The organism is Caulobacter sp. GW821-FHT10A10, from assembly GCF_059415745.1.
Genome location: NZ_JBWKNV010000005.1, coordinates 476,817 through 490,559, shown reverse-complemented (window position 1 = coordinate 490,559; position 13,743 = coordinate 476,817). Strand labels below are relative to the sequence as shown.

Below are 13,743 nucleotides of genomic sequence, written 5' to 3'. Positions count from 1 at the left end.
CGGGGTGGAGCAGCCCGGTAGCTCGTCAGGCTCATAACCTGAAGGTCACAGGTTCAAATCCTGTCCCCGCACCCAAACTCTTCGAATGGCCTCCGTTTTCGGGGGCCATTTGTCGTTTCAGCCTATCCCAGAAGAAAAGCCCCCGGTTCGTCGCCGGGGGCTTTTTCGCGTTTCAGGGCTCCGACAACGCGCCCAGAGCGGCCGCCATCGCCTGGGCCACGCCGTCCCAGTCGCCGCGCTCGGCCTGGCGGAAGACGCGGACGCTGTCGTACCAGGGGCTGTCGGTCCGGTCGGTCAGCCAGCGCCAGTCGCTGACGGCGTTGACGGCGATCCAGGTCGGCCGGCCAAGCGCGCCGGAGAGGTGGCCCACCGAGGTGTCGCAGGTCACCAGCAGGTCGAGATTGGCCAGGATCGCGGCGGTGTCGGCGAACGAGCCAACCTCGTAGTCGAAGCCCAGGCCATGGACGGTCATGCCGGCCGGCAGGGCGTCGAGCTGGTCGAGGCCATGGTCCTTCTGCAGGCTGATCAAGGAGACGCCAGGCACGGCGGCCAGCGGGGCCAGGGCGCGCAAGGGGAAGGAGCGGCCGCGCTCGACGTCGGCGCGCGGATTGCCCTGCCAGACGACGCCGAGCTTGAGGCCGGGTATCGCCGCAAGCCGTTCGGCCCAGGTCGTCGCCAGCGCCGGATCGGCCGCCAGATAGCCGCCGGCGGCGGGCAGGGTCTCCAGCGTGGTCGCAAGGCCGACCGGCAGGCTGAACATCGGGCAGTGATAGTCGAAGGCCGGCGGCGCGTCGTGCGGACCGAAGGCCTCGAACGGGCCTTCGAGCCCGGGCAGCAGCGGCAACAGCGCCTCCTGCACCTGCAGCAGCACCCGTGCGCCGAGGGCGGCGACCTGCGGCACGAAGCGCAGGCATTGCAGGCTGTCGCCCAGGCCCTGTTCGGAATGGACCAGCAGGGTCTTGCCGGCCAGGGGCTGGCCGCTCCAGCGCGGCTGGGAAAAGTCGCGGGCGATCTTCTTCTTGGCGCGGATCAGCAGGCGGCTCTCGTGCTCGCGGAAGCCGCGCAGGTAGTCGCCGCGCTTGAGCAGGGCCAGGCCCAGCATCCAGCGGGCCTCGGGCAGCTCCTTCAGGGCCAGGGCCGCCTCGTAGCCGGCGATGGCGGCGTCGAGATCGCCCATGTGCATGCTGGCGACGGCGACGCCGAACACGGCCTCGGGCGAGTCCGGCTTGATGGCCAGGGCGGCCCGGAACGAGGCCATGGCGTCGGTGAAGCGGCTCTGCGACAGCCGCACCCCGCCCAGATTGACGTGCAGCTCGGAAAGGTTCGGGTCGACCTTCAGACCGTCGAGCAGGGGCCGTGTCGCCTCGTCCGAGCGGCCCTCCTCGTGCAGCAGCCCGCCGAGATTGGCGTAGGCCACCGACAGGTCGGGCTTGAGGCGCAGGGCCTGGACATAGGCGGCGATGGCGCCGTCATGGTCGCCGGCGGCGCGGCGGGCCGCGCCCAGCTCCAGCTGCATCTCGCCGCCCGAGGCGCCCAGGGCCAGGGCGGCCTCGATGGCCGCAAGCGCGCCGGCGCCGTCGTCCTGCATGCGGCGGGCGCGGGCCAGGATCCGGTTGAGGTCGGACGACTTGGGGAAGCGCTGCATGGCCGCGCGAACGCCGGCCTCGGCTTCTTCCAGGCGGTTCAGCTCGAGGCGAAGCTCGCCCAGCATGCCGTGCAGCTTCTCGTCCTGCGGCCGGGCGGCGACGGCGGCGGCGTAGGCGGCTTCGGCCTCGAGGCCGCGTCCCAGGCGGCGCAGCACCGCGCCGCGCGCGGCGTGGCCGTCGGCATGGGCGGGCGCGGCGGCGAGCAGGCGGTCATAGGCGGCCAGGGCGGTGTCGAGGTCGCTGAAGGCGGCCTCGAGATTGGCCAGGTTGAAGAGCGCGGCGGCGAAGCCAGGGCGGGCGGCCAGCGCCTGGTCGAAGACGGCGCGGGCCTCGTCCGGCCGGTCCAGCGCGCCCAGCACGACGCCGAGATTGGACAGCAGGTCCGGGTTGCCGGGGGACAGCGCGAGGGCGCGGGCGTAGGTGGCCTCGGCCTCGTCGTAGCGCTTGGCCGCCTTCTGCACGTTGCCGAGGTTTTGCAGGGCCGGGCCGCAGGTCGGATCCAGCGCCAGGGCCTGGCGGCAGGCGTGCTCGGCCTCGGCGAGTTGGCCTTGCAGCCACAGGGCGTTGGCGAGGTTCGACCAGGCCGTGGCGGTCGGCTTCCTGGCCAGGGCGGCGCGGATCAGGCGAACGGAGCCGGCGAGATCGCCCTTCTGTTGCGCGACCACGCCCAGATAGTGCGCCGCGTCGTCGAGCTGCGGATCGGCGGCCAGGGCGGCGCGGTAGAGATGCTCGGCCTTGGCCAGGTCGCCGCCACGATGGGCGGCCAGGCCGTCCTGGAGCAGGGCGTGGGGGCGAGGCATGGGCGCGGTCCGGCTGACGATCTTCCGCCGCTTGTGGCCGGTGAAGTTTGCGCAGGAATTGCGGGAGGGTGGCGGTTTGGGGGCATGGGCGGGACCTTGATTGTGTCGCGCCGTCGATGGCGGTAGCATTGGCCCGTCGCGAAAATGACGGCCTGTCCCCAGGCCGTCGCATGCATCCTGGCCCAGCGTTTCGCGCGGCCGGGCCAGCGTCTCCCAACAACCGCCTGACCATCAGGCCTTGGCCGCGTCGGCGCCCGTGCGCGCCGCCGGCAGGAGCGCAACCATGCTCAACCCCATAACGATCATCGGGGCCGGTCTCGGCGGCCTCACCCTCGCCCGTGTCCTGCATCTCCACGGCGTCCCGGCGACGATCTACGAAGCCGAGGTTTCCGCGAGCGCCAGGACGCAGGGCGGGCTGCTCGACATCCACGAGCACAACGGCCAGATCGCGCTCAAGGCCGCGGGGCTTTTCGAGACCTTCCTCGGCCTCGTCCGTCCCGGCGAAGACGCCAAGCGCATCGTCGGCAAGGACGGGACCATCCTGTTCGACAAGCCCGGGAGCCACAGGGGAGATCGTCCGGAAATCGACCGCGGCGATCTTCGCCGGATGCTGATCGACTCCCTTCCGCCCCAGGCGATCCAATGGGGACGAAAGGTCGTCGCCATCGAGCCGCGCGGAAACGGGCGCCACGAGATCTGTTTCGCCGACGGCTCCACCGCCGTGTCCGACCTGCTGGTGGGCGCGGACGGCGCCTGGTCGAAGGTTCGCCCGCTGCTGTCGGACGCGACGCCCGGCTATACGGGGACCTCGTTCATCGAGACCACGGTGCTGGAGGGCGACACGCGGTTGAAGGCCAGCGCCGAGGCGATCGGCGAGGGCACCCTGATGGCCGTGGCGCCGGGCAAGGGCGTTCTCGCGCACCGCTATGCGGATGGGACGCTTCGCACCTACGCCGCCCTGAACAGGCCGCAGGCTTGGTTCGACGCCCTGGATCTCAGCGGCGGGGGAACTGGTCTCGCCAGGGTCGCCGAGACGTTCGCGGGCTGGGCGCCGCAACTCACCGCCCTGGTCGCCACCAGCGACACGAGCCCCATCCTGCGGCCCATCTTCGCGCTGCCGGTCGGCCATGACTGGAAGCGCGCGCCCGGCCTGACCCTGGTCGGCGACGCGGCGCATCTGATGTCCCCGTTCGCGGGCGAGGGGGCGAATCTCGCCCTGCTCGACGGCGCCGAACTCGCCCAGGCGATCATCGCCTCACCGGGCGATATAGAGGCCGCACTCGCCGCCTATGAGAGCAGGTTGTTTCCCCGAAGCGCGGCCGTCGCGGCCGAGACCGCCCACAACCACGAGCGGTTCTTCGGCCCTGACGCCCCTCACAGCGTGGTCGCGCTCTTCGATCGTGAGTGAGCGACGGGGCTGGGTCGCATCGACATTCAGCTGTTCGCGACTTTCAAATCCGTCTCTCCCAGCGAAGGCGGGGATCCAAGCTGGATTCCAGGATGAGGCGCGGCCGTGGATCGACTGCAACCTCGGCCTGGATCCCCGCCTTCGTGGGGATGCTCGGTGAAGAATGAGCCCAGGCCGGTGAATGTCGATTGGACCTAGGCCGTCCGCCGCTCGCCTGCCAACAGGTCCCTGAAATAGCCGATCGTCCGCGACAGCCCTTCGTCCAGCGCCGTCGTCGGCTCCCAGTTCAGGACGGCCTTGGCCTGGCTGATGTCAGGCTGGCGCTGGCGGGGGTCGTCGCTGGGCATGGGGCGGTGGACGAGGCGGCTGGGCGAGCCGGTCAGGGCGATGACGCGCTCGGCCAGGTCGCGGATCGTGATCTCGTGCGGATTGCCGACATTGATCGGGCCGGTGACGGCGTCGTCCGTGGCCATCATGGCGATCATGGCGGCGATCAGGTCGTCGACATAGCAGAAGCTGCGGGTCTGGGCGCCTTCGCCATAGAGGGTGATGTCCTCGCCGCGCAGGGCCTGGAGCACGAAGTTGCTGACCACCCGGCCGTCGTCGACGTCCATGCGCGGACCGTAGGTGTTGAAGATCCGCATGACCTTGATCGCAAGGCCGTGCTGGCGGCGGTAGTCGAAGAACAGGGTCTCGGCGCAGCGCTTGCCCTCGTCGTAGCAGCTGCGCGGGCCGATCGGATTGACCCGGCCCCAGTAGCCTTCGACCTGGGGATGGACCTCGGGGTCGCCATAGACCTCGCTGGTCGAGGCCTGGAGGATCCTGGCCTTGGTGCGCTTGGCCAGGCCCAGCATGTTGATCGCGCCGATGACGCTGGTCTTGGTCGTCTGGACGGGGTCGTGCTGGTAGTGCCGGGGGCTGGCCGGGCAGGCGAGATTGTAGATCTCGTCGACCTCGACATAGAGCGGGAAGGTCACGTCGTGGCGCAGCAGCTCGAAGCGCGGATGGCCCAGCAGGTGGGCGATGTTGGCGCGCCGGCCGGTGAAGAAGTTGTCGACGCACAGCACCTCTTCGCCCCGCGCCAGCAGGGCCTCGCAGAGGTGTGAACCGAGGAAGCCGGCCCCGCCGGTGACCAGGACGCGCTTGCTCATGACCGCTGGTCCCACAGGCGGTTGTCGGCCGGGATCGGGCGGTGGGCGTGGCGACGGGCCAGGCGTTCGCGCCACCAGCCGCGATGATCCTCGACGCTGAGCATGTCGAAGGCGTCGTGGGTCTGGGCCGCGCCGATCTCCAGATAGGCGTCGAGGTTGGCGAGATCAGGAACGGGCAGGCGGTCCTCGCGCAGGTCGCGCCACATGCCGGCGTAGAGGTCTTCCAGCCTGGCGACGAGGCCGGGGGTGTCGAAGAGGACGCTGTCGTCGCGCAGCTCCAGGATTCGGGCCTTCAGCCGCGCCAGGCGCTCGGCGTCGAGGCCCAGCTCGACGGCCGTATCGACGAAGGCGTCGGGCGTGTCGCAGACCAGTTCGGGCAGGCCCGCCGCGCGCAGGATGCTGCCGCAGACGCGGGCGGCGAAGCTGCGGCCGGCCAGGGTGACGATCGGCACGCCCATCCAAAGGGCGTCCGACGCCGTGGTGTGGGCGCCGTAGGGCAGGGCGTCGAGGAAGACGTCGGCCAGGACGTAGCGGGCCAGGTGCTCGGGATTGGCCATCTTGTCGGCGAAGACCAGGCGTTCGGGCGAGATGCCACGCTCGGCCGCCTTGGCCCGCAGGCGTTCGTGCGAGTCCTCCGAGCCGGCCAGCAGCCAGAGCACCGAGTTCTCCACGCGCTCCAGCACCGTGAACCAGCGGTCCAGGGTGAAGGGGGTGATCTTCTGCATGCCGTTGAAGCTGCAATAGACCACGGCGTCCTCGGGCAGGCCGGCCTCCCGCCGCGTGGGCGGGAAGGGCGAGACGCGGCGCTTGCGGTCGTTGGGCTGGTAGCAGGGCAGCCGCAGGACCTTTTCCGAATAGAACACCTCGTCGCCGGGCGGGATGATGAAGTCGTCGGCGACGATGTAGTGGTGGTAGGGGCTGCCGGTCGTACCGGGGAAGCCCAGCCAGTTGACGATCACCGGGGCGGGCCGCATGGCCAGCAGCCGGGTGCGGCCGTCGCGGGTGTAGCCGTTGACGTCGATCAGGATCTGGATGCCGTCCTGGGCGATCCGGCGGGCGGCCGCGGCGTCGTCCATGCGGTTGATCGCCACCCAGTGATCGACGTCGCCCATGATCCGCTTCTGCAGCGGATCGGTCAGCTCTGGGCCGCAGTAATAGGCGAAGACCTCGACCTTCTCGCGATCGTGCAGGCCGTAGATCTCGGCGGTCAGGTGGCCGATGGCGTGGTGGCGCAGGTCCGACGACAGATAGCCGATGCGCAGGGGCTGGTCGTCGCCGCGCGAGAGGGCGACCGACAGGTCCATCAGTTCGGAGGGCGCGCCGACGTCGAGGCGGTTGTAGTTCCAGGCCGCCGCCAGCTGCATCATCGGGTCGTCGGCATAGGCGGCCAGCGACAGCGGCGACATGCCGGTCATCAGGGTCTCGGCGTCCATCCGCTCCCAGGGATCGATGATCGGCCACTCGACCTGGCGCTGGCGCAGGGCCAGCAGGTGCTGGATCGCCTCGCGCTGGCGTGGGTCGAGATCCAGGCTCTGGCGCAGCATGGCCTGGGCGGGCTGGTCCTGGTTGGCGCCTTCCAGCACCCGGGCGGTCTGGTTGAGGGCCGTGGTCTTGTGGGCGATCGACTGGCCGCTGACGGGCGCCAACCTGTCGGTGGCGGCGGTCCATTGCAGCACGGCGAGATTGGCCGCGCCCATCCGTTCATAGACCCGGCCGAGGTTGATGTAGGTCGGGATGAAGTCGGGATTGACCACCACGGCCCGCTCCAACTGCGAGCGGGCGCCGGCCAGGTCGCCGCTGTCGGTCAGCACGACGGCGAAGTTGAACAGCACCGCATAGAGCAGGGGATTGTCGCCGTTGGCGGCGATCCAGGCCTGGTAGATCGCGACAGCGGCGGCGGGGCCGCGCTCGCGGCGCGTGGTCTCGGCGACGTTGATCAGCTCGACGACGCCCAGAGAGGCGATAGGGGGCGAAGCGATGGGGGCGGCGGAATCCGGCATCGGGATGGGGGCTCTAGTATTGGGCGGCGGTCACGGCCGCGAGCTGAGCGACGCTGAGGGCGGCCAGCTGGGTGGCGGTCATGTAGGAGATCTGCTCGGCGTTGAGGGCCGCGATCTGGTTGGTCGTCAGGCTGGCCAGGAAGGTCGTTCCGAGCGCGGCGATCTGGGTCGTCGTGAGCCCCGAGATCTGGGTGTAGGTCAGGGCCGACATGTCGGTGGCCGACAGGTTGTCGAGCTGCACCGTGGTCAGGGCGGCGACCTGGGTCGAGGTCAGGGCGGCGAACTGGGTGGCGCTCAGCGCCTGGAGCTCGGTCACCGCCAGGTTCGAGATCTGGGTCGTGCTCAGCGAGGCCAGCTGCGTCGTGGTCAGGGCCGCGACCTGGGTCGTGGTCAGGGCGCGCAGCTGCATGCGCACCAGGGCGCCCAGCTGGGTGGTGCTGAGGGCGGCGATGGCCGTGGTGGTCAGCTCGCCGATGTCGGTCACCGTCAGGGCGCCGATCTGGGTCGTGGTCAGGCCCGCCAGCTGGGTGATGGTCAGGGCCGCGATCTGGGTCTCTGTGAAGCCGGTCACCGCCGTCGCCGACAGGGCGCCGATCTGCGTCGAGCTGAGGGCCGAGACCTGGGTGGTGGTCAGGCGCGCCACCTCGTCGGCGGTCAGGCCCGAGATCCCGGCCAGCGACAGGGCGGAGATCTGGCTGGTGGTCAGGGATTCCAGGTGGGCGGCGGTCAGGGCCTGCACGCCGGTGGCCGACAGGCCGCTGAACTGGGTGGTGGTCAGCTCGGCGATCTGCTCGGCCGACATGGCGTCGATCTGACCGGCGCTCAGCGCGCCCATCTGGGTCGCCGTCAGCCCGTCGATCTGTGTGGTGCTGAGGCTGGCGACCTGGGTCGCGGTCAGGGCCGCGGTGGCGCTGGTCGACAGGGCCGAGACCTGAGTCGAGGACAGGTCGTCGATCTGGGTGACGCTCAGCGACGACGCCCCCGAGGCGCTCAGACCCGCCAGCTGGGTGGTGGTCAGGCTGGCCAGCTGGGCGGCGGTCAGCGAGGCGACGTCCTCGCCCTCCATGGCCGAGACCTGGGTGGCGGTAAGGCCCGACAGCTGGGTGGTGGTCAGCGCCGCGACCTGGGCCGTGGTCAGGGCCGCGACCTCGCTGGTCGACAGGGCGTGAACGAGCGTGCTGGTCAGTCCCGACAGCTGGGTGGTCGTCAGGGCGGCGACCTGGTCGCCCGTCAGGCCAGAAATGGCCGTGGTGCTCAGCGCCGCCAACTGGGTCGAGGTCAGGGCCCCGATCTGGGTTGTGGTGAGGGCGGCGACCTCGGTGCTGGTCAGGCCCGCCATCTGGGTGGTGGTCAGCGAGGCGACCTCGGTCGTCGTCAGCCCGACCAGCGAGTCGGGATTGAGCGCGGCGATCTGGGTCGCCGTCAGCCGCCGCAGCTGGGTGGTGGTCAGCGCGCCGAGCTGGCTGGAGGTCAGGCCCGACAGCGCCGTGGTGGTGAGAGACGAGACCTGGGTGGTGGTCAGCGCCCCGAGCTGAGCCGCCGAGAAGGCCGCCATCTCGGTCTTGGTCAAGCCCGACAGCTGGGTGGTGGTGAGGGCGGCGACGCCGGTGGTGGTCAGCCCGGCGATCTGGTCGGTGGTCAGGGCCCCGATCTGGGTCGAGGTGAGGCCGCGCATCTGGGTGGTGGTGAGCGCGGCGATCTCGGTGGTGGTCAGGGCGCTGATCAGGGTGGTCGACAGGCCCGAGATCTGGGTCGAGCTCAGCGCCGTCAGCTGGGTGGAGGTCAGGGCCGCCAGCTGGGTCGAGGAAAGACCGCTGAGCCCCGTCGCCGTCAGGGCCGAGACCTGGGCGGCGGTCAGGGCGCCGATCTGGTCGACCGACAGGCTGGCGATCTCGATCGAGGTCAGGGCCGCGACCTGGGTGGTCGACAGGGCGGCGATGTCAGCCGTGCTGAAGGCCGACAGCTGGGTGGTGGTCAGGGACGCGATCTGGGTCGTCGACAGGCCCGCGATCTGGGTGGTGGTCAGGGCGGCGATCTGCTCGGTCGTCAGGGCGCCGATCTCGGTGGTGGTCAGGGACGCGATCTGGGTCGAGGTCAGGGCCGCCAGCTGACTGCTCGACAGCGCGCCCAGCTGGTCGTCGCTGAGGCCGGTCAGGGCGCCGGCCGTCAGGGCCGAGATCTGGGTGGTGGTGAAGGCCGAGATCTGGGTGGTCGTGAGCGACGCGATCTCGGTCGCGGTCAGCCCCTTCACCTGGGTGGTGGTCAGCGTCGAGATATCGGTGGTGGTGAGGCCGGCCAGGGCTTCGGGATCCAGCGCCGCGATCTGGGTCGAGGTCAGGCGGTGCAGCTGGGTGGTCGACAGCGCCTCCACCTGGCCGGACGTCAGGCCCGAGATCGCCGTCGTCGTCAGGGCGGCCACCTGGGTCGAGGTCAGGGCCTCGATCTGGCTGGTGGTCAGGGCCTCGGCCTCGGTGCTGGTCAGGCCCAGCAGCTGGGTGGTGCTCATGGCCGCCAGGCCGGTCGTGGTGATGGCGGCGATCTCGCTGGTGGTCAGGGCCCCGACCTGGGTCGAGGTGAGGCCGCGCAGCTGGGTCGTGGTCAGCGAGGCGATCTCGGTGATCGTCAGGCCGGCGATGGCCGTGGTCGACAGGGCGCCGATCTGGGTCGAGTTGAAGGCCGCCAGCTGGGTGGCGGTCAGGTTGGCCGCCTGGTTCGAGGTCAGGGCGCCCAGCTGCGTGGTGGTCAGCGACCCCATCTGGCCGGTGCTCAGCGCCTGTAGCTGGGTTGTGGTCAGGGCCGCCAGCTGGGTGGCCGTCAGAGCCTGCAGCTGGGTGGTGGTCAGGGCCGCCATCTCGGTGACCGTCAGGCCGCCGATCTGCGTCGTCGTCAGGGCCGCGACCTGGGTCGCCGTCAGGGTCGTCAGCTGGGTGGTGGTCAGCGAGGCGATCTGGGTGGCGCTAAGGCCGGCGATGCCGGTGGTGGAGAGAGCGCTGAGCTGGGTCGAGTTCAGCGCCGACAGCTGCTCGCCCGACAGCGACTCGATCTCGGTGACCGTCAGGGCGGCCAGCTGCGTGGTGTTGAGCGCCGCGAACTGGGTGGTGCTGAGGGCGGCCAGCTGGGTGGTGGCCAGGTTGGCGATCTCGGTCGCGGTCAGGCCCGAAAGCTGGGTGGTGGTCAGCGCGCCGATCTGGCTGGTGGTCAGGCCCGCCAGGGCGTCGGTGCTCAGCGCCCCGATCTGGGTGGAGGTGAGGCCCGATAGCTGGGTGGTGGTCAGGGCCGCGACCTGATCCTCGGTCAGGCCGGCCAGGGCCGTCGCGGTCAGCACCGACAGCTGGGTCGAGGTCAGGGCCGAGATCTGGGTCCCGGTGTCCAGCGACCCGATCTGGGTGGCGGTCAGGCCCTTGATCTGGGTGGTGGTCAGCGACTGCAGGTCGGTGGCGTCCAGGCCGCCGATCTCGTCGGTGGTCAGGGCCGAGATCTGGGTGGTCGTGAGGCCCGCCAGCTGGGTGGTGGTCAGCGAGGCCATCTGGTCTTCACTGAGGCCGGCGACGGCGGTGGCGGTCAGGGCGCCGATCTGGGTCGAGCTGAGGCTGGCCAGCTGGCCGGTGGTCAGGGCCTCCAGCTGCGTGGCCTTCAGGCCCTTGAGCTGGGTGGTGGTGAGGGCGGCCAGTTCGGTGGTCGTCAGGCCGGCCACGGCGTCGGCGCTGATCGCCCCGATCTGGGTCGAGGTCAGGGTCGCGACCTCGGTCGTCGTCAGCCCGGCCACCTGATCGGCCGTGAGCGCGCCCATCTGGGTGGTGGTGAGGCCCTTGACCTGGGTCGTGGTCAGCGAGGCCAGCTGGGTGACGTCGAACTCGGCGATCTCGGTGGCCGTCAGGGCGCCGATCTGGGTCGAGGTCAGGCCCGCGATCTGGGTCGTGGTCAGGGCGTCGATCTGGGTCTCGGTGAAGCCCGTGATCGCCGTGGTGGTCAGCGCCTTCAGCTGGGTGGAGGTCATGGCCGCCAGCTGGGTGGTCGTCAGGGCGGCGATCTCGGTCTTGCTCAGGCCCGCCACCTGCGTCGTCGCCAGGGCGCCGATCTCGGTCGTGGTCAGGGCCCGGACCTGGTCGGTGGTCAGCGCCCCGATCTGGGTGGTCGTCAGCCCCGCCAGCTGGGTGGTCGAAAGCGCCGCGATCTCGGTGGCGGTCAGTCCCTGGACGGCCGTCGTGGTCAGGGCCGCCAGCTGGGTCGAGGTCAGGGCCTTGACCTGGGTGGTGGTCAGCGCCGCGACCTCGGTCGAGGTCAGGCCCGCGATCGCCGTCGTTGTCAGGGCGACCAGCTGGCTGGTGGTCAGCGACGCCACCTGCTCGGTCGACAGGTTGGCGATCTGGGTCGCGGTCAGGCCGGCCAGCTGGGTCGCGGTCAGGCTGGAGATCGCCGTGGTCGACAGGCTGTCCAGCTGGGTGGTGGTGAGCCCGCGCAGCTGGGTCGAGGTCATGGCCGACAGCTGCGTGCTGGTCAGGGCCGCGACCTGCTCTTCGGTCAGGCCCGAGATGCCGGTCGAGGACAGGGCCGCGAACTGGGTGGTGCTGAGCGCCGCCAGCTGGGTTCCGCTGAGCGCGGCGATCTCGGTGGTGGTCAGCCCGGCCAGCTGGGTGGTCGTCAGGCTGGCCATCTGGGTGGCGCTAAGCGCCTCGACCTGGGTGGTCGACAGCTTGCTGATGTCGGTCGAGGTCAGGCCGCGCAGCTGGGTGGTGCTGAGGCTGGTGATCTGGGTGGCGGTCAGGCCGGCCAGGGCCGCCGTCGACAGCGCCCCGATCTGGGTCGAGTTCAGCGCGGCCAGCTGGGTCGTGGTCATGGCCGCGACCTGGTCGCTGGTCAGCCCGCCCAGCGCCGTGGCGGTCAGGGCGGCGGTCTGGGTCGAGGTCAGGGCGGCAAGCTGGGTGTCGGCGTCCAGCGCCGCGGCGGCCGTGGCGGTCAGGCCCTTGACCTGATTGGCGCTCAGCGAGGCCAGCACGGTCGCCGTCAGGGCCCCGACCTCGGTGGTGGTCAGGGCCGCGATCTGGGTCGAGGTGAGGCCGGCCGCCTGGGTGGTGGTGAGGGCGGCGACCTGCTCCTCGGTCAGGCCCGTCGTCGCGGTGGTGCTCAGCGCGGCCAGTTGCTTGGACGACAGGCTCGACACCTGCTCGACCGTCAGGGCCGCGGCCTCGCCCTTGGTCAGGCCCTTGAGCTGGGTGGTGGTGAAGGCGGCGACGACGGTGGTGGTCAGGTCGTCGATCTCGTCGACGCTGATGGCCGAGATCTGGGTGTAGGTGAGGGCGGCCCGCTGCGAGGTGGTCAGGCTATTGATCTCGGTCGCCGACAGGGCGCCGATCTGGGTGGTGGTCAGCACCGCCACCTGCACCGCCGTCAGGCCCGAGAGCTGGGTCTCGGTCAGGGACGAGATCTCGGTGGTGCTGAGGCCCTTGATCTGGGTGACCGTCAGGGCCCCGATCTGGGTCTCGCTGAGGGCGGCGAACTGGGTCGCGTTCAGCGCCTGCAGCGAGGTGGTCGTCAGGCCGCGGATCTGGGTGGTGGTCAGCGATTGCAGCTGCTCGACGCTCAGGGCCTCGATCTGGGTGGTCTTCAGCGCCGCCAGCTCGGTCGAGGTGAAGCCGCGCAGCTGGGTGGTGGTCAGGGCCGAGATAAAGTCCTCGGACAGGCCCTTGATCTGGGTGGTGGTCAGGTTGCCGAGCTGGGTGGCCGTCAAGGCCGAGGCCTGCTCGGAGGTCAGCCCCGACAGCGCGGTGGCGGTCAGGCCCTTGATCTGGGTCTTCGACAGCTCGTCGATCTGGGTGACGCTGAGGGCGGCGATCTGCTCCGCGTCGAGGGCGGCGATCTCGGTGACCGTCATCCCGTCCATCTGGGTGATGGTCAGGGCCGCGACCTCGGTGGTGGTCAGGGCGTCGATCTGGGTGGTGGTCAGGGCTCCGACCTGGGTCGAGCTCAGGGCGTTCAGCTGCTCGATGCTGAGGGCGACGATCTCGGTCACCGTCAGGCCGCGGATCTGCTTGGTGCTGAGCACGGCGATCTGGGTGGTGCTCAGCACCGCCAGCTGCTCGGTCGACAGGGCGCCCAGTTCGGTTGCGGTCAGGCCCTTGACCTGGGTGGTCGTCAGGGCCGCGATCGCGGTGGTGGTCAGGGCGGCGACCTGGGTGGTGGTCATCGCCCCGATCTGGGTCGAGGTCAGGCCCGCCAGCTGGGTGGTGGTCAGCGCCGCGATCTGGTCTTCGGTCAGGCCCTTGATCTGGGTGACGGTCAGGGCCGACAGCTGGGTCGGCGACAGCACCGCGAACTGGGCGCTGGTCAGCTCGCCGATCTCGGTGGCGGTGAAGCCCTTGATCTGCTGGGTGGTGAGGGCGGCGATCTCGTCGACGCCGAAGGCCTCGATCTGGTCGTCGATCAGCACCGACAGCTGGGCGGCGCTGAACGACATCTGCCCGACCGTCAGGGCCGAGATCTGGGTCGTGGTGAGCGCCGCGACCTGCTTGGTCGACAGATAGGTGATCTGGGTCGATGAGAGGGCCTGGATCTCTTCGACCGTGAAGGCCTGGATCTGGTCCGTCGACAGCGCCGCGATGTCGGTCTTGGTGAGCGCCGAGACCGCGGTGGTGGTCAGCGCCGAAATCTGGGCGGCGCTCAGGGAGGAGACGTAGGAGCTCACGGCCGGCGGCCTCGCCAGGCGTCGAACCTCGACCGTGTCGCGGTGGTGGTCTCCAG

General features: G+C 70.3%; 5 protein-coding genes. 1 reads left to right on the top strand and 4 read right to left on the bottom strand.

Annotated elements, in window-relative coordinates:
• Nucleotides 1-172 precede the first annotated feature (172 nt).
• The gene (locus AC07NS_RS16535) at nucleotides 173-2,446 is read right to left on the bottom strand and encodes a tetratricopeptide repeat protein (protein ID WP_494604931.1); all 2,274 of its coding nucleotides are present in this window, start codon (nucleotides 2,444-2,446) and stop codon (nucleotides 173-175) included.
• A gap of 238 nt (nucleotides 2,447-2,684) precedes the next feature.
• Here AC07NS_RS16535 and AC07NS_RS16530 point away from each other — a divergent pair, with 238 nt between their 5' ends.
• Nucleotides 2,685-3,854, top strand: a complete 1,170-nt coding sequence (locus AC07NS_RS16530) for an FAD-dependent oxidoreductase (RefSeq protein WP_494604929.1) — start codon at nucleotides 2,685-2,687, stop codon at nucleotides 3,852-3,854.
• A 194-nt stretch (nucleotides 3,855-4,048) separates the two neighbouring features.
• Here the strand turns inward: AC07NS_RS16530 and AC07NS_RS16525 are convergent, their stop codons facing one another.
• From AC07NS_RS16525 to AC07NS_RS16515, 3 genes are read right to left on the bottom strand one after another with little or no spacing between them, the layout of a single operon-like run.
• Nucleotides 4,049-5,005, bottom strand: a complete 957-nt coding sequence (locus AC07NS_RS16525; protein ID WP_494604927.1) for a UDP-glucuronic acid decarboxylase family protein — start codon at nucleotides 5,003-5,005, stop codon at nucleotides 4,049-4,051.
• On the bottom strand, nucleotides 5,002-7,005 hold the full coding sequence (locus AC07NS_RS16520) for an O-linked N-acetylglucosamine transferase, SPINDLY family protein (protein WP_494604925.1): 2,004 nt from the start codon (nucleotides 7,003-7,005) through the stop codon (nucleotides 5,002-5,004). Before AC07NS_RS16520 ends, AC07NS_RS16525 begins: the two co-directional genes overlap by 4 nt.
• A 13-nt stretch (nucleotides 7,006-7,018) precedes the next feature.
• The gene (locus tag AC07NS_RS16515) at nucleotides 7,019-13,687 is read right to left on the bottom strand and encodes a beta strand repeat-containing protein (RefSeq protein ID WP_494604923.1); all 6,669 of its coding nucleotides are present in this window, start codon (nucleotides 13,685-13,687) and stop codon (nucleotides 7,019-7,021) included.
• Nucleotides 13,688-13,743 lie beyond the last annotated feature (56 nt).

What these genes read in the sequence shown, in the direction of transcription:
- AC07NS_RS16535 (WP_494604931.1), bottom strand. Translation starts at nt 2,446, where the DNA reads ATGCCTCGCCCCCACGCCCTGCTCCAGGACGGCCTGGCCGCCCATCGT.
- AC07NS_RS16525 (WP_494604927.1), bottom strand. Translation starts at nt 5,005, where the DNA reads ATGAGCAAGCGCGTCCTGGTCACCGGCGGGGCCGGCTTCCTCGGTTCA.
- AC07NS_RS16520 (WP_494604925.1), bottom strand. Translation starts at nt 7,005, where the DNA reads ATGCCGGATTCCGCCGCCCCCATCGCTTCGCCCCCTATCGCCTCTCTG.